Annotated in this window: 12 protein-coding genes; 8 read left to right on the top strand and 4 right to left on the bottom strand. The window is 64.7% G+C overall.

The window, feature by feature from the left end; genetic code table 11:
• The first annotated feature begins 123 nt into the window (after positions 1 to 123).
• The 4 genes from PSELUDRAFT_RS03990 (at position 124) to PSELUDRAFT_RS03975 (ending at position 7,304) form a co-directional block, all read left to right on the top strand.
• Positions 124 to 705 (top strand): GNAT family N-acetyltransferase, encoded by a 582-nt coding sequence (locus PSELUDRAFT_RS03990; RefSeq protein WP_088965613.1) that lies wholly within the window; start codon positions 124 to 126, stop codon positions 703 to 705.
• Between the two features lie 247 nt (positions 706 to 952).
• Positions 953 to 1,867 (top strand): alpha/beta fold hydrolase, encoded by a 915-nt coding sequence (locus PSELUDRAFT_RS03985; RefSeq protein ID WP_088965612.1) that lies wholly within the window; start codon positions 953 to 955, stop codon positions 1,865 to 1,867.
• 182 nt (positions 1,868 to 2,049) lie between these two features.
• Entirely contained in the window at positions 2,050 to 4,071 is a 2,022-nt protein-coding gene (locus PSELUDRAFT_RS03980; RefSeq protein WP_088968374.1) for an NADPH-dependent 2,4-dienoyl-CoA reductase, read from the top strand.
• A gap of 446 nt (positions 4,072 to 4,517) precedes the next feature.
• On the top strand, positions 4,518 to 7,304 hold the full coding sequence (locus tag PSELUDRAFT_RS03975; RefSeq protein WP_088965611.1) for an EAL domain-containing protein: 2,787 nt from the start codon (positions 4,518 to 4,520) through the stop codon (positions 7,302 to 7,304).
• Between the two features lie 6 nt (positions 7,305 to 7,310).
• On the opposite strand, the gene PSELUDRAFT_RS03970 is transcribed toward PSELUDRAFT_RS03975, so the two are convergent.
• A complete protein-coding gene (locus PSELUDRAFT_RS03970; protein WP_088965610.1) occupies positions 7,311 to 7,790 on the bottom strand; it encodes a TlpA disulfide reductase family protein in 480 nt (159 codons plus the stop codon).
• A 124-nt stretch (positions 7,791 to 7,914) separates the two neighbouring features.
• On the opposite strand from PSELUDRAFT_RS03970, the gene PSELUDRAFT_RS03965 reads away from it, so the two are divergent.
• From PSELUDRAFT_RS03965 to PSELUDRAFT_RS03950, 4 genes are all read left to right on the top strand, one after another.
• The gene (locus PSELUDRAFT_RS03965; protein ID WP_088965609.1) at positions 7,915 to 8,859 is read left to right on the top strand and encodes a carbohydrate kinase family protein; all 945 of its coding nucleotides are present in this window, start codon (positions 7,915 to 7,917) and stop codon (positions 8,857 to 8,859) included.
• 377 nt (positions 8,860 to 9,236) lie between these two features.
• Entirely contained in the window at positions 9,237 to 10,517 is a 1,281-nt protein-coding gene (gshA, locus tag PSELUDRAFT_RS03960; protein WP_088965608.1) for a glutamate--cysteine ligase, read from the top strand.
• A 30-nt stretch (positions 10,518 to 10,547) separates the two neighbouring features.
• A complete protein-coding gene (gene gshB, locus PSELUDRAFT_RS03955) occupies positions 10,548 to 11,507 on the top strand; it encodes a glutathione synthase (RefSeq protein ID WP_088965607.1) in 960 nt (319 codons plus the stop codon).
• Positions 11,508 to 11,705: 198 nt separating this feature from the next.
• On the top strand, positions 11,706 to 12,089 hold the full coding sequence (locus PSELUDRAFT_RS03950; protein WP_088965606.1) for a diacylglycerol kinase: 384 nt from the start codon (positions 11,706 to 11,708) through the stop codon (positions 12,087 to 12,089).
• 5 nt (positions 12,090 to 12,094) lie between these two features.
• Here PSELUDRAFT_RS03950 and PSELUDRAFT_RS03945 read toward each other — a convergent pair whose 3' ends face one another.
• The 3 genes from PSELUDRAFT_RS03945 to topA all read right to left on the bottom strand — a co-directional run bounded on the left by PSELUDRAFT_RS03945 (position 12,095) and on the right by topA (position 15,832).
• A complete protein-coding gene (locus PSELUDRAFT_RS03945) occupies positions 12,095 to 12,844 on the bottom strand; it encodes a hypothetical protein (protein ID WP_088965605.1) in 750 nt (249 codons plus the stop codon).
• Positions 12,845 to 12,886: 42 nt separating this feature from the next.
• Positions 12,887 to 13,264, bottom strand: coding sequence for a hypothetical protein (locus PSELUDRAFT_RS03940; protein WP_088965604.1), 378 nt, complete (start codon positions 13,262 to 13,264; stop codon positions 12,887 to 12,889).
• A 270-nt stretch (positions 13,265 to 13,534) separates the two neighbouring features.
• The gene (gene topA / locus PSELUDRAFT_RS03935) at positions 13,535 to 15,832 is read right to left on the bottom strand and encodes a type I DNA topoisomerase (RefSeq protein WP_088965603.1); all 2,298 of its coding nucleotides are present in this window, start codon (positions 15,830 to 15,832) and stop codon (positions 13,535 to 13,537) included.
• Between the last annotated feature and the right edge of the window lie 119 nt (positions 15,833 to 15,951).

Below are 15,951 nucleotides of genomic sequence, written 5' to 3'. Positions count from 1 at the left end.
TGAACCCGTGCCGCCGGCGCGGGTTTTTTCATGCTCGCCGGCCGCCGCCCTGGCCGGAATCAAACCGCGAACAGTCGCTTGATGGCATACTTGCGCCTTTCCGCTGTACACCGGAGTTCCCCGATGGCGACATCGCAGCCCCCCCTGTCTACCGATCGTCTGCAACTGCTGCCGGCCGAGTCCGCCTGGGCGCGCGCCGTGCTCGATTACCAGCAACGCAACCGCGAGCATTTCGCGCAGTGGGAGCCTACTCCGGGCGGCATGTTCTTCTCCGAATTCTTCTGGTCGATGCGCATGCGCCAGCGCGAGGAAGACTGGCGCGAGGGCCGCGGCGCCACCTTCCTGCTGATGCGCGACAAGGAGCCGGGGCGGGTGATCGGCATGATCACCATCAGCAATATCGTGCGTGGCGTGCTGCAGGCCTGCCATGTCGGCTACGGCCTGGACAAGGATTGCGAAGGCCAGGGCCTGATGAGCGAGGCGCTGGAGGCGGTGGTGCAGTTCGCCTTCATCAACCTGCGCCTGCACCGGGTGCAGGCCAACTACCAGCCGCACAATATCCGCAGCGCGGCGCTGCTCAAGCGGCTGGGCTTCCAGATCGAAGGGCATGCCAAGGACTACCTGTTCCTCAACGGCGCCTGGCGCGATCACGTGCTGACCGCACGCACCAACCCCAATTACGACAGCAAGCCGCTGCAGGCCTGAGCCGCGCGGCGCTTCCGGGCACTTCGAAAACCTCCTGCTTTCGTTGCGATACGGCGTTGCTCACGATTGTCCCGCCTTGCATGGCAACCCTATGCGGCGTCGGGATTTTTCGTTCGCGCCTTGTCTCGCTTGAAAATCGGGGTTTTTCGAGGCACCCTTCTATCTATTGGCATAATCTGCCAAACTGTAGTCATCATGCAGCCATTGGTCATCAATGGCTGTCTTTTTTTGCCATGGGGAAGAATGCATGCAGACATTCACGCTGGAAGCCGGGGACGATAGCACCATCCATGGCCTGCGCTGGTTGCCGGAGGGCGCGCCGCGCGGCGTGGTGGTGATCAGCCACGGCATGAGCGAGTACGCCGAGCGCTATGCGCCGCTGGCAGCAAGCCTGGCCGCCGCCGGCTATGCCGTCTACGCGCACGATCATCGTGGCCATGGCCGCTACGCGCCAGTGCCAGGCTGGTTCGCCGCCCGTGGCGGCTGGGAGCTGGTGGTGGACGATGTGCGCTGCGTGGTGGATTACGCCCGCAGCCAGCACGACTGCCCGCTGGTGCTGTATGGCCACAGCATGGGCAGCTTCATCGCCCGCAGCTTCCTGCTGCGCTACGGCCAGCGGCTGGATGGCCTGGTGCTGTCCGCCACCGGCTACCGCCAGCACTGGCTGGCGCGCCTGATGCGCCAGGTGGCCCGGCTGGCCGGCCGGCTGGGCGGCGCCACCAGCCCCAGCCCGTTCATGACCTCGCTGGTGTTCGGCAGCTTCAACCTGGGCTTCGTGCCGGCGCGCACCCGGCTTGACTGGCTCAGCCGCGATGCGGCGGCGGTGGATGCCTATATCGCCGACCCGCTGTGCGGGCATCACCCCACGCCGCAACTGTGGCAGGACCTGTTCGGCGGCATCATCGTCATGGAGGCGGGCGAGGCCGACGGCAAGTCGCTGCCGGCGGCTTGCCCGGTGTGGCTGCAGGCCGGCAGCCGCGACCCGGTGAGCCTGGGCAAGCTGGGGCTGGGACAGTTGGCCGCACGCTATCGTCGCGCCGGCCTGCGCGATGTGACGGTAACGGTGTACCGCGGCGGCCGCCACGAGATGCATAACGAAACCAACCGCGGCGAGTTCGAGGCCGACCTGCTGGCCTGGCTGAATCGCGTCACCAGCCGCTGAGCGCACCTTCGCCGCCATGCAACGCCCGCCATTCTGGCGGGCGTTGTCGTTTTGGCGTGCGCCGCCCTATTTTTAAAACGACTGTTTGACAACTTACTAACCAGTAAGTATCGTCGCCGGCAGGCTGTGCCATACCGATAATCAAGGGCTTGCACGAGCAACCCGACACGAGGATGAACATCATGACGGCTTACCCGCACCTGCTGGCGCCACTGGACCTGGGCTTCACCACCCTGAAGAACCGCGTGCTGATGGGCTCGATGCACACCGGGCTGGAAGAAGCACCGGGCGGCTTCGAGAAAATGGCCGCCTTCTACGCCGAGCGCGCGCGCGGCGGGGTGGGGCTGATCGTCACCGGCGGCGTGGGCCCGAACGAGGAAGGCCGCGTGGCCGAGGGCGCCTCCATGCTGGCGGACGAGCACGAGGTGCCGCAGCACCGCATCGTTACCGACGCGGTACACGCCGCCGGCGGCAAGATCGCCATGCAGATCCTGCACACTGGCCGCTACAGCTTCCAGGAGCAGCTGGTGTCGGCATCGCCGATCTGCGCGCCGATCAACTTCTACCGCCCGCGCGAAATGTCGGAAGACGATATCCAGCGCACCATCGCCGATTTCGCCCGTTGCGCGAAACTGGCGCAGCAGGCCGGCTACGACGGAGTGGAAGTGATGGGCTCGGAAGGCTACCTGATCAACCAGTTCATTGCCCGCCACACCAACAAGCGCAGCGACCGCTGGGGTGGCAGCTTCGAGAACCGCATCCGCTTCGCGCTGGAAGTGCTGCGCGCGGTGCGTGCCGCGGTGGGCCGCGAGTTCATCATCATCTACCGGCTGTCGATGCTGGACCTGGTGCAGGACGGCAGCAATTTCGACGAAGTGGTGGCCCTGGCGAAGGAAGTGGAGCTGGCCGGCGCCACCATCATCAACACCGGCATCGGCTGGCACGAGGCGCGGGTGCCCACCATCGCCACCAGCGTGCCGCGCGGCGGCTTTGCCTGGGTGACCAAAAAGCTGATGGGCAAGGTGAGCATTCCGCTGATCACCACCAACCGCATCAACACCCCGGAAGTGGGTGAGCAGATCCTGGCCGACGGCTGTGCCGACATGGTGTCGATGGCGCGTCCCTTCCTGGCCGACGCCGAGTTCGTGAACAAGGCCGCCGCCGGCCGCGGCGACGAGATCAACACCTGCATCGGCTGCAACCAGGCCTGTCTGGATCACATCTTCCAGGGCAAGCTCACCAGCTGCCTGGTGAACCCGCGTGCCTGCCGCGAGACCGAACTCAATTACCCCCCGGCTGCCACGCGCAAGAAACTGGCGGTAGTCGGCGCCGGCCCGGCCGGCATGGCGTTCGCCACCATTGCCGCCGAACGCGGCCACGATGTCACCCTGTTCGACGCCGCCGCCGAAGTAGGCGGCCAGTTCAACGTGGCCAAGCGCATTCCGGGCAAGGAGGAATTCCACGAGACGCTGCGCTACTTCGCGCGCCGCATCGAGACTACCGGCGTAGCGCTGCGGCTGAACACCCGCGTGACGGCGGCCGAGCTGGCGGGCTTTGACGAGGTGGTACTGGCTACCGGCATCGCGCCGCGCACACCGGACATTCCGGGCGTGGACCACCCCAAGGTGCTGAACTACCTGGATGTGCTGAAACACGGCAAGCAGGTTGGCCGCAAGGTGGCCATCATCGGTGCCGGCGGCATCGGCTTCGATACCGCGGAGTTCCTCACCCACGAAGGCAAGTCGCCGTCGCTGGACGTGGCAGCCTTCATGCGCGAGTGGGGCGTGGACATGGATGTCGCCACCGCAGGCGGCCTGGCCGCCAGCGGCCCGCAGCCGCACCCCAGCCCGCGCGAGGTCTACCTGCTGCAGCGCAAGAGCAGCAAGGTGGGCGAGGGCCTGGGCAAGACTACCGGCTGGATCCACCGCAGCAGCCTGCTGATGAAGCAGGTGAAGATGATTCCGGGCGTGAGCTACGAGCGCATCGACGATGCCGGGCTGCATGTGGTGATCAAGGGCGAGCCGCAGGTACTGGCGGTGGACAACATCATCCTCTGCGCCGGGCAGGAGCCGCTGCGCGAACTGCAGCAGCCCTTGCTGGCGGCCGGCAAGCCGGTGCACCTGATCGGCGGTGCCGACGTGGCGGCGGAGCTGGATGCCAAGCGCGCCATCGATCAGGGCGCGCGACTGGCTGCTGGCATCTAGGCCAGTACGCGATGCAGCAAAAACGGCCGGGTTCCCCCGGCCGTTTTTGTTTGCTGGCAGCCCGTGGTTTGTGCTGCTTCTACAGGTAACAATTATCGAAAAAAATAACGGGAGATGACATATCATTTGCTTGTAGCCCACTTGCTACAGCGCAGGGAAAAGCCGTCATTACTCGGCGTTTGTTTGCGTTTTGTCATAAACCACGTTTATCGAAACGATACAGTGGGCTGCAGTTTATCGTTTAGTGGCTGGCAGGGCAGGCAAGTTGATGGCAGCCTTGCTGCGCGCGGCGGCATGCGCAACAACACCGAATATTCATGCCTGCTGCATGACCATCATCGACCACGGCGCAGCGGCGCGCGCCGGTCAACATCAGAAAAGGGTACACACCGGGCGTGGCCGCGCACTGGCGCTGGCCATGGCACGCCTGCTGGAAACACGAAATCATGATTCGCACCCTGAGCGCTTACCTGTTGTCGTGGCGGCTGGCGCCGCTGCTGCTTTGGCTGCAGCTGGCGGCACTGCTATGGCTGCCATGGCAGGGTTGGCCGCATGGCCAGCTGCTGCCGTTTGCCTTGCTGCTGCTGGTCACCGCCTGGCTGGCCATACTGTTCCACAGCCACGACTGGCGCTTGCGGCAGCTGTCGCGCCGCGCGGGCGCGCAGGCGGAAGGCAGCCTGGCCGAGCGCCTGGCAGTGGGCGGCAACGATGCGCTGGGCCAGCTGGCGCAGGCCTGCAATGCGCTGACCGCGCAGCTGCAGATGGCGCGCCAGGGGGAGAATCACGGCCGCCACTTTGCCGACATGCTGCTGCAAGCCATGCCGATGCCGGTGTTCTACAAGGATCTGCAAGGGCGCTACCTGGGCTGCAACGAAGCCTTCGCCCACATCATCGGCCAGTCGCGGCACGCCATTCGCGGCAAGAGCGCGGAAGAGTTGTGGGGGCGGCAGCTGGCAAAGGTGCATCAACAGCACGATGACGCGCTGCTGCAGGGTGCGGTGCGCCAGGACTACTACGGCGAGCTGCGCGACCAGTACGGCCAGCGGCGGCAGGTGAGCTTTTCCAAGAACGTGTTTTACGGCGACGACGGCAAGGTGGCCGGCATCATCGGTGCCTGGAACGATATCAGCGAGCTGCGCAGCGCCGAGAACCAGCTGCGGCTGCTGGCCGGAGTGTTCAAGCACTCGCGCGAAGGCATCGCCGTCACCGATGCGCGCGGCCGCTTCCTGGATGCCAACCGCGCGCTGTGCCAGATGAGCGGCTACGAGCGCGAGCAGCTGCAGGCAACACGGCTGAAGGAGTTCTGCTCGGCACGGCACGATGCCGGGTTCTACGAGCAGCTGCTGCAGCAGCTGGTGGCGGAGGGCTACTGGCAGGGCGAAGTGTGGACCCGGCGCCAGGACGGCAGCCACTACCCGGTGCTGCTGTCGATCACCAGCGTGCTGGATGACGCCGGCACGCTGCGCAACTACATCGCCATCTTCACCGACATCAGCATACTCAAGGAGCAGGAGCAGCGGCTGGACCGCATGGCGCACCACGACGCGCTGACGCAGCTGCCCAACCGCGGACAGTTGGCCGCACGCATGCAGCAGAGCATTGCCCGCGCCAATGCCAACGGCCTGTTCCTGGCGGTGTGCGTGCTGGACCTGGACGGCTTCAAGCGCATCAACGACCGCTACGGCCACCAGTACGGCGACCAGCTGCTGATCCAGGTAGCGGGCCGGCTGCGCGATGCGCTGCGCGGCAGCGATACCGTGGCGCGTCTCGGCGGCGACGAGTTCGCGCTGGTGCTGACCGACCTGCCGGACCTGGAAGCCTGCCACAGCAGCCTGCAGCGCCTGTTGGATATCATCGCCCAGCCGTACGAGCTGTCCGGCATACCGCTGCAGCTCACCGCCAGCATCGGCGTGGCACTGTACCCGCAGGACGAGCACGACCCGGATACCCTGCTGCGCCATGCCGACCAGGCCATGTACCAGGTCAAGGAACAGGGCCGCAACGGCTACCGCCTGTTCGATGCCGAGCACGACAAGCGCCGCCGCAGCCGCAAGGAAAGCCTGGCCAGGCTGCAACAGGCCCTGCAGCAGGGCGAGCTGCGGCTGTACTACCAGCCCAAGGTGAACATGCGCAATGGCAAGGTGGTGGGCGCCGAGGCGCTGCTGCGCTGGCACCACCCGCAGCACGGCGTGCTGGCGCCGGGCGCCTTCCTGGCCGACATCGAGGACAGCGAGCTGGACATCCCGCTGGGCGAGTGGGTGATTCGCACCGCGCTGGCGCAGATGCAGGAATGGCGCGCGCGCGGCCTGCTGCTGGGCATCAGCGTCAATATCTCCGCCTTCCACCTGCAGCAGCCGGACTTCGCGCAGCGCATGGCGGTGCTGCTGCAGGAATACCCGGAAGTGCCGCGCGACATGCTGGAGATCGAAGTGCTGGAAAGCACCGCGCTGTCGGACCTGGAGCGGGTGATCAGCCTGATGCGCGACTGCCAGGCGCTGGGCGTGCGCTTCGCGCTGGACGACTTCGGCACCGGCTATTCCTCGCTGCTGTATCTCAAGCGCCTGCCGGCGGACAAGCTGAAAATCGACCAGTCCTTCATCCGCAATATGCATGAGGACACCGACGACCTGGCCATTGTGCAGGGTATTATCGGCCTGTCCGGCGCCTTCAACCGCCACCTGGTGGCGGAAGGCGTGGAAACCGAGGAGCACGGCAAGCTGCTGCTGTACCTGGGCTGCGAGGTGGCGCAGGGCTACGGCATTGCGCGGCCGATGCCGGCGGAGAATTTCTTCGACTGGGTGCGCCGCTGGCAGGGCAACCCGCAGTGGGAGTTCGCGGCACGACAGCGCTGGACGCAGCCGGATATCGCCTTGTTCCGCCTGGAGCTGGCCTACCGTGCCACGCTGAGCCGGCTGCTGGAACTGGCCGCCGGCGACGGCAAGCCAGGTGACTGGGATGCCGCCAGCTATGCCGAGTTCGCCGGCTGGTACCTGGAAGAGGGGCAGCGCGGCTACGGCCAGCACCCGAGCTACCGCGAACTGGGGGAGTTACTGCAGGGCATCGGCAGCGACAGCTTCCACCTGTGGCAGGCGCTGCAGCAGCAGGATGCAGCCGAGGTGGCCGCCAAGGTGCCGGAGTTGCTGCGCATGCGCGATACGCTCACCGACACCGTGCGCAGCCTGCTGCCGGGACACAACGTCAGCACCCTGCGCAATGAACACTTCGACCTGTAAGGTCACTCAGTGTAGCGGCAGCGCCTGCATCAGCGACTTCTGGTCCAGCACGCCCAGAACCTGTTTCACCGGCTGGCCGTGCTCGTTCAGGATCACGGTGAACGGCAGGCCGCCAGCCTTGTTGCCCAGGTTGCGCATCAGTTCGATGCCGTCGCCGTCGGCCAGCACGATGGGGTAGCTCACCGGCGTCTGCTTCAGGAAGCCCTGCACCTGCTGCGGCTGGTCCAGTGCAATGCCGACGAAGCGTACGCCGCGTGCGGCCAACCTTTTCGCCTCCGCCGACAGCATCGGCATTTCGACGCGGCACGGCGCGCACCAGGTGGCCCAGAAATTCACCACCGTCAGCTTGCCCTGCAGCCGCGAAAACTGCGCCGGTTTGCCTTCCGGTGTGTTCAGCGGGATGGTGCCCAGCGTGGTGTCGGCGTGGGCCAGCACGGGGAGCAGCAGGGCGAGCAGCGCAGTGGCGGCCTGGCGGTGCAAGGTCATGATTTATTCCGTAGTAATATACAAAAAGCCGTTAGATATCTGCATGTTGGCCGCAGTTCGCGGCTGACTGTCACGCAAGCTTCATGATAGACTAGCCGATTGCCTTTTAGTTTTCGTGCGAGTCATGTCGATTCTGGTTTGCGGGGCGCTAGCCTACGATACCCTGTTTGGCTTCAAGGGCCGTTTTGACAGCCAGATCCTGCCGGATCAGCTGCACAAGATTTCCACTACCTTCCTCGCGCCCTCCATGCGCCGCGAATTCGGCGGCATGGCCGGCAATATTGCCTACAGCCTGAGCCTGCTGGGCGAGCGTCCGATGGTGATGGGCGTGGTGGGCGAGGATTTCGAGCCCTACCGCCAGCACCTGAAGCGCAACAACGTGGATGACCGCTTCATCCGCACCGTTCCCGGCCAGTACACCTCGCAGTGCTTCGGCATCTCGGACAAGGACGGCAACCAGCTGATGGCCTTCCACCCGGGGGCGATGGATTTTGCCACCGAAAACCACATTGCCGATATCCCGGACGCCATCGAGCTGGCGATTCTGTCGCCGGGCGGCCATCAGGCCTTTCTGCAGCACTCGCGCGAACTGCACGCTGCCGGCATCCCCTTCATTTTCGACCCGGGCCAGGAGTTGCCGCTGCTGTCGCGCGAGGAAATCCACGAAATCGTGGCACTGGCCGACTACGTGGCGATCAACGACTACGAAAGCGAGCTGATGCGCGAGCGCGCCGGGCTGACCATCGACGATCTGCGCAGCCAGGTAAAGGCGCTGGTGGTGACCCGTGGCTCCAAGGGCGCCGAGATCTACGTCGGCGACAGCATCCACCTGATTCCGCGCGTGCAGATGCCGGTGAAGCCGGTGGACCCGATGGGCTGTGGCGATGCCTTCCGCGCCGGCTTGCTGTACGGCATCAAGTACGGCCTGGACTGGAAAGTCACCGGCCGCCTGGCCAATGTGATCGGTGCCATCAAGGTAGCCACCCACGGCTGCCAGAACCACTTTTTCGACTGGACGCGGCTGCGCCAGCTGTATCAGGAAGCCTATGGCGAGCCGTGGCCGCTGTAAGCGCTTTCACGATCTGCTGCGCGTCGGCGATACGGCGTTGAAAACGTCTTCGGAATGCTCATTGACTTCATGTCAATTCCGCTTCCTTAGCCGTTTTCGCCTTGTCTCGCCCTAGCTCGCTAGATCGTGAGCACGCGCTGAACCACTGCATGAAAAAACCCGGCACCGGCCGGGTTTTTTTGTGGCTGCCTGCACGGTCAAAGGTCGAACGTATGCTGCTTGTCGTCGTCTGATTACTGTTGCAGCCAGGCAAGGCGTGGTTTGCTAATCTTGCAAGAAACACGCTGTTCTATTTCCATGTTGGCCGCAGGCTTGAATCTGGCCGGGAGCGTCCCCACCATGCATGGATTGCGAATTCCCTCGGCAGAAAGGGCAACATGACCGTACCGCATCTCACCACCGCACTGACCGGCCCGCTACGCGAGCTGGAAAGCCGCATCCTGGCTGCGCAGCCGCATATCGAACACTGGTTCCGCAGCCAGTGGCACAACCATGCCGTGCCGTTCTACGGCTCGGTGGACCTGCGCAACAGCGGCTTCAAGCTGGCACCGGTGGACATGAACCTGTTTCCGGGCGGGCATAACAACCTGAACCCGGAATTCCTGCCGCTGGCAGTGCAGGCGGCGCAGAGCGCGGTGGATCGCGTCTGCCCGGAAGCGCGCAACATCCTGGTGATTCCGGAGAACCACACCCGCAACAGCTTCTACCTGCAGAACGTGGCGGCGCTGGTGCACATCTTCGAGCAGGCCGGCCTCAAGGTGCGCCTGGGTTCGCTGAACCCGGAAGTTACCGCGCCGACCCAGCTCACCGCCGCCAATGGCGCGGTGATCACCCTGGAGCCGCTGGAGCGCCGCGGCAACCGCCTGGTGCTGGCCGACGGTTTCAGCCCCTGCATCGTGCTGCTGAACAATGATCTGTCCGGCGGCATTCCGGACATCCTGAAAAACCTGGAGCAGAACCTGCTGCCGCCGCTGCATGGCGGCTGGGCGGTGCGGCGCAAGAGCAACCATTTCGCTGCCTACGACAAGGTGGCGGATGATTTCGCCTCGCTGATCTCCATCGACCCGTGGCTGATCAACCCCTACTACAGCACCGCCACCGGGATGGATTTCCACTCCCGCCAGGGCGAGGACGAACTGGCCGCCAAGGTGGAAAGCGTGCTGGCGCGCACTCGCGCCAAGTACCGCGAGTACGGCATCGACCATGAGCCCTACGTGATCGTGAAAGCCGATGCCGGCACCTACGGCATGGGCGTGATGAGCGTGAAGAAGCCGGAAGAGGTGATCGGCCTCAACCGCAAGGCGCGCAACAAGATGTCGGTGGTGAAGGAAGGGCTGGAAGTATCCGAGGTGATCGTGCAGGAAGGCGTGTACACCTTCGAATCGATCAACGAGGCGGTGGCCGAGCCGGTGATCTACATGATGGACCGCTACGTGACCGGCGGCTTCTACCGCGTGCACACCGGCCGCGGCGTGGACGAGAACCTCAACGCGCCGGGCATGCACTTCGTGCCGCTGTCGTTCGAGAAGCCCTGTCTGCCGGATCGTCAGGCAGGCCCGGATGCACCGCCGAACCGCTTCTATGCTTACGGCGTGATCGCGCGGCTGGCGCTGCTGGCCGCCTCGCTGGAACTGGAAGCCACCGACCCGGACGCCTGAGGCTGCGGCCAACCCTAAGGAAAAAACGCAATGCACATCCTGTTCATCGCCGACCCGCTGGAACACTTCAAGCTGTACAAGGACACCACCTACGCCATGATGGAGGAGGCAGCCAAGCGCAGCCACGGCATCTGGTTCTGCGAGGCCGGTGACCTGTACGTGGAAGGCGGGCGCATCCTGGCGGAGGCGGTGCCGGTGCACCTCACCGGCAGCAAGGACAAGGACTGGTTCCGCAAGGGCACGCTGCAGGCGCAGGCACTGCAGAACTTTTCTGCCATCGTGATGCGCAAGGACCCGCCGTTCGACCTGGAATACCTGTACGCCACCCAGCTGCTTACCCAGGCCGAGGCACAGGGCGCCCGTGTGTTCAACCGTGGCCAGGCGCTGCGCGACTTCAACGAGAAGCTGGCCATCCTCAACTTCGAGGAGCAGATCGCACCGACCATGGTGACCTCGCGTCCGGACCGCCTCAAGCGTTTCATCCGCCAGCACCAGGATGCCATCCTCAAGCCGCTGGACGGCATGGGCGGCAGCGGCATCTTCCGCGTCACCCCGGACGACCCCAACCTGAACGTGATCATCGAAACCGTCAGCCACTACGGCACGCGCACGGTGATGGCGCAGCGCTACATCCCGGAGATCCGCCACGGCGACAAGCGCGTGCTGGTGATCGACGGCGAACCGGTGGACTACTGCCTGGCACGTATTCCGCAGGCCGGTGAAACCCGTGGCAACCTGGCTGCCGGCGGCCGTGGCGAAGCACGCCCGCTGTCCGAGCGCGACCGCGAGATCGCACTGGCGCTGGCACCGGAGCTCAAGCGCCGCGGCATCCTGCTGGCCGGGCTGGACGTGATCGGCAACTACCTCACCGAGGTCAACGTTACCAGCCCCACCTGCTTCCGCGAGATCATGGACCAGAGCGGCATCAATGTTGCCGCCTTGTTCATCGATGCGCTGGAGCGTGCGGTGGAGCGCCCGGCGGCGGAGTGACGTAGTGGCATGGACAAGGGGCGGCCTGTGCCGCCCCGAGTAAACAAAGACCTTTCGCAAAGCGAAAGGTCTTTGTTTTGTAAACGGGAAGGCTGCAGCCTGCGCCGACCCGCGTGATGACAATGCCGTCTGTCGCGTACAATCGCTCACCGTGCAGAGCCGGCCAGGGCCGGCGGCCATTCACGTGACAGGAACACCATGACGCTTCACAAGGAAAGCCCGTTCAAGGGCAAGACCGGTCTGACCCGGCTGATCAACGCCCTGGGCTACTCGCTGGACGGCCTGCGCGCTGCGCTGCGCCACGAGGATGCCTTCCGCCAGCTCACCCTGCTGGCGCTGCTGCTGATCCCGCTGGCGATCTTTGCTGCGCCTACCAGCGGCATGGGCAAGGCGCTGCTGGTGGCTGCCTCGCTGGCCACGCTGGTCATCGAGCTGCTGAATTCCGCCATCGAGGCAGCGGTGGACCACACCTCGCTGGAACGCCATCCGCTGGCCAAGCGGGCGAAGGACATGGGTAGCGCCGCCCAGCTGCTGGGGCTGCTCAACCTGGCGGCCATGTGGGGGCTGGTGGTGTTTTTCTGAGCGCGTCAGCGCAGCAGGCGACGCTGTAGTTCGCTGCAGGCCAGGCAAGCCAGCGTGGCAAGCAGGAAGCTGGGCCAGATGCCCGTGCGCCCCAGGCACAAGGCCAGCACGCTGCAGAAGGCAATGAAGGCCGGCCGACCCAGGCACATGCCGCGCAGCAGCGCGGTGACGGCATGGCGGTTCTGGTAACGATGTATCTCGATGGCCAGCAGGCAGCCCAGTAGCGGGAATACGGCAAAAATACCGCCCCACTGCGGCCCGGCATGTGCAGCTATCGTGCTGGTCAGCAGGGTCAGGCCGGCACCCGCCAGCAAGCGCAAGCCCACGGCGCCTTGCCGGCTGGCAGCCGGGGCAGGCAGGGTATCGATGGCCGGTAGCAGCCGGCTGTTCAGGTAGCTGGCCAGCAGCGCAACGGCTATCGCAAGGCCCAGCTGCGGCCCTATGCCGGGAAGCAGGCTGGCGGTTGCCGACCACAGCAACACGCCGGAAAGGGTGGCGAGCGGCCAGCCGTGCTGGCTGCTGCGGGCATAGCCGAGGTTGAAGGCTTCCGATGCGGCAACGGAGGCCACGGACATGGTGGCGGCCTGGGCGGCAAAGTGCTGGCCCTGCTCCAGTGCCAGAATGGCGAGTATCGGGCCGGCCACCCAGGGCAGGGCCGCCAGCCTGCCGGCGATATATTGCCCCCACCATTTGCCGCTTTGGGCCAGCGCATACAGCAGGCCCGGTACCAGGATCAGCTTGAGAGCGAGAAGCATGGCCGTCTTTGCGAGAATGACGACCAATTATACGGCTTCAGCTTAGCGATCGCGGCGGCGATACAGCAGCCCGGGGTAGACGCGGATGTAGTCACCGCCAAGCTCCAGGCGGGGCGGCTCTTTTACCAGCTCCCATTCATGGCCGCCGGCGCGCAGCACGCGGTACACCGGATAGCCCGCCTGGTAGTACAGCAGATCGTGGCCCTTGAAGCGCTCCAGCGGCAGCAGCGGCAGTTCCGTTCTGGCGAGGAACAGCGCCAGCGTGCTGGGTGCCATGTCGGCGATCTGTTCCAGGTCGGCACGCCAGAGGCCGGTGAACATCACCAGCAGCGAAAACGACAGCATGGGCCAGGCCTGGTCCAGGCTGAACATCACGCTGAGCACGCTGGCGCCCACGAAGAAGAATTGGCTGTTTGGCATGATGCGGCTACTCCACTGGCTCGCCGGCAATGGGCGGCGCGCGCCAATGCGAAACGCCGCCAAACGGCGGCGTACGGCAGGGAACCCGTCGGGAATGGAGCGCGATCATCGCTCCGCATGCACTTCACGCATTGAGTCTCCGACTGATCCCCTTGGCTGAATCATAGCCCGTGCCCCGGCGGATGCCAGCGCAAAAGCGGGCAGGAAAAAACCGCCCCATGGGGCGGTTCGATCAGGCGGGCTGGCAGCTTGCGGCCAACGTTGGCCGCATCAGGCCTCGGCTTCCTTGCCTTCCGGCGGCGCGATCTGCTCGGCGTAGCCGCATTCCTTCTGCGGGCACACCTTCTCGGTGCCACGGCGCTTGGTTGTCTTGATGGTCAGCACCGGCCATTGGCATTTCGGGCAGGTTTCGGCGATCGGCGGGTTCCAGGTGGCGTAGGTGCACTTGGGGTAGGTATTGCAGCTGTAGAACAGCTTGCCGTAGCGGCTCTTGCGCTCGATCAGGCTGCCCACCTTGCACTGCGGGCAGGTCACGCCGGTGTCCTTGGGCTTTTCCAGCGGCTCGATGTGCTTGCACTTCGGGTAGTTGGCACAGCCGATGAACTTGCCGTAGCGGCCTTTCTTGATGTGCAGCTCGCCGCCGCATTCCGGGCAGGTGCGGTCTTCGATCACCGTCGGCGCTTCGGCCTCGGCTGCGGCCTGCTCGGCGGTTTCACCCACGTTGCGGGTGTAGTCGCAGTCCGGGTAGCCGGTACAGGCGATGAAGCGGCCGCGCTTGCCGAACTTGATCGACAGCGGTTTGCCGCATTTCGGGCAGGCTTCGTCCAGGCTTTCGGTGGTGACCTCGGCGCGGCTGATGCCTTCCTTCTCGGTGATCTGCTTGTGGAAGCCCTTCCAGAAGCTGTCCATCACCGGCACCCACTGGCGCTGGCCGCTGGCGATCTCGTCCAGCTGGTTTTCCAGTTTGGCGGTGAAGTTGTAGTCCACGTACTGGGCGAAGTGTTCGGTAAGGAACTTGTTGACGATGTCGCCGGTGTCGGTGGGGAAGAAGCGCTTCTTGTCCAGGATCACGTACTCGCGATCCTTCAGCGTGGAGATGATGCTGGCGTAGGTGGAAGGGCGGCCGATGCCGTACTCTTCAAGCGCCTTCACCAGGCTGGCTTCGGAGAAGCGCGGCGGCGGCTGGGTGAAGTGCTGCTCGCTGTACAGCTTGTCCACCGGCAGCGTTTCGCCTTCTTCCAGCAGCGGCAGCTTGGCGTTTTCCTCGTCCTCGGCGTCGTCCACGTCTTCCTCGTACACCGACAGGAAGCCGCCGAACACCAGTACCTGGCCGCTGGCGCGGAACACGCCTTCGCCGACATGGATGTCGATGCTGGTGGTGTCGAACTTGGCCGGTGCCATCTGGCAGGCCAGGGTGCGCTTCCAGACCATTTCGTACAGCTTGAACTGGTCGGCGGTCAGGAAGGCCTTTACCGATTCCGGCGTGCGCAGGATGGAGGTCGGGCGGATCGCCTCGTGCGCTTCCTGCGCGTTCTTGGACTTGTTCTTGTAGGTTACCGGGTTCTTCGGCAGGTGCTCGCCGTCGAAGCGCTCGGTGATGTAGCCGCGGATTTCTTCCACCGCCTCATTGGCCAGCGCCACCGAGTCGGTACGCATATAGGTGATCAGGCCGACGGTGCCCTGGCCGATGTCGATACCCTCGTACAGCTGCTGCGCGGTACGCATGGTGCGATCGGTGGTCATGCCCAGCTTGCGCACCGCCTCCTGCTGCAGGGTGGAGGTGGTGAACGGCGCCGCCGGGTTGCGGGTTTTCTTTTTCTTCTCGATGCGGCCAACCTGGGCGCTGTGGCCCTGCAGTGCGGCCAGCATGCGGGCCTGCTCGGCATCCTCGGGAATATCGAACTGCTCCAGTTTCTTGCCGCCGAACTCGTTGAGTTTGGCGCTGAACTTGGTACGGCTCTTGTGGCTGTCCAGGTGCACCGTCCAGTATTCCTGCGACACGAAGGCCTTGATCTCGTGCTCGCGCTCGCAGATCAGGCGCAGCGCCGGGCTCTGCACGCGGCCGGCGGACAGGCCGCGGCGGATCTTCTTCCACAGCAGCGGCGACAGGTTGAAGCCCACCAGGTAGTCCAGCGCGCGGCGCGCCTGCTGCGCATCCACCAGCTCCTGCGAGATGTCGCGCGGGTGGGCGATGGCGTCCAGCACCGCGTTCTTGGTGATCTCGTGGAACACCACGCGCTGCGCGGTCTTGTCCTTCAGCAGCTTTTTCTTGTTGAGGATTTCCACCAGGTGCCAGGAAATCGCTTCGCCTTCGCGGTCCGGGTCAGTTGCCAGGTAGACGTGGTCCACCTTGCCCACCGCATCGACGATGGCGTCGACGTGCTTGCTGTTGCGCGCAATCAGCTGGTACTTCATGGCGAAGTCTTTTTCCGGGTCCACCGCGCCGTTTTTCGGAATCAGGTCGCGCACGTGGCCGTAGGAGGCGAGGACTTCGAAATCCCCTCCCAGGTATTTTTTCAGGGTCTTCGCCTTGGAGGGCGATTCGACAATCAGCAGGCTAGTGGGCATGTGGATCGTTTCTGCAGAGGTCCCGTAGGTCAGGACGACAATATTGTGTATTCATCAAACAAAACAAGAGCGCAAGTCGGGCGCTCTTGTCTGCTGACATGCACTGCTGCCGGCCGGGG

This window comes from Vogesella sp. LIG4 (assembly GCF_900090205.1).
Lineage (GTDB): Bacteria > Pseudomonadota > Gammaproteobacteria > Burkholderiales > Chromobacteriaceae > Vogesella.
This window is presented reverse-complemented; position numbering and strand designations above follow the sequence as displayed.

Bases quoted from the DNA above. Each gene is read 5' to 3' on its own strand.
- PSELUDRAFT_RS03990 (WP_088965613.1), top strand. From the start codon at position 124: ATGGCGACATCGCAGCCCCCCCTGTCTACCGATCGTCTGCAACTGCTG.
- PSELUDRAFT_RS03985 (WP_088965612.1), top strand. From the start codon at position 953: ATGCAGACATTCACGCTGGAAGCCGGGGACGATAGCACCATCCATGGC.
- PSELUDRAFT_RS03980 (WP_088968374.1), top strand. From the start codon at position 2,050: ATGACGGCTTACCCGCACCTGCTGGCGCCACTGGACCTGGGCTTCACC.
- PSELUDRAFT_RS03975 (WP_088965611.1), top strand. From the start codon at position 4,518: ATGATTCGCACCCTGAGCGCTTACCTGTTGTCGTGGCGGCTGGCGCCG.
- PSELUDRAFT_RS03970 (WP_088965610.1), bottom strand. From the start codon at position 7,790: ATGACCTTGCACCGCCAGGCCGCCACTGCGCTGCTCGCCCTGCTGCTC.
- PSELUDRAFT_RS03965 (WP_088965609.1), top strand. From the start codon at position 7,915: ATGTCGATTCTGGTTTGCGGGGCGCTAGCCTACGATACCCTGTTTGGC.
- gshA (WP_088965608.1), top strand. From the start codon at position 9,237: ATGACCGTACCGCATCTCACCACCGCACTGACCGGCCCGCTACGCGAG.
- gshB (WP_088965607.1), top strand. From the start codon at position 10,548: ATGCACATCCTGTTCATCGCCGACCCGCTGGAACACTTCAAGCTGTAC.
- PSELUDRAFT_RS03950 (WP_088965606.1), top strand. From the start codon at position 11,706: ATGACGCTTCACAAGGAAAGCCCGTTCAAGGGCAAGACCGGTCTGACC.
- PSELUDRAFT_RS03945 (WP_088965605.1), bottom strand. From the start codon at position 12,844: ATGCTTCTCGCTCTCAAGCTGATCCTGGTACCGGGCCTGCTGTATGCG.
- PSELUDRAFT_RS03940 (WP_088965604.1), bottom strand. From the start codon at position 13,264: ATGCCAAACAGCCAATTCTTCTTCGTGGGCGCCAGCGTGCTCAGCGTG.
- topA (WP_088965603.1), bottom strand. From the start codon at position 15,832: ATGCCCACTAGCCTGCTGATTGTCGAATCGCCCTCCAAGGCGAAGACC.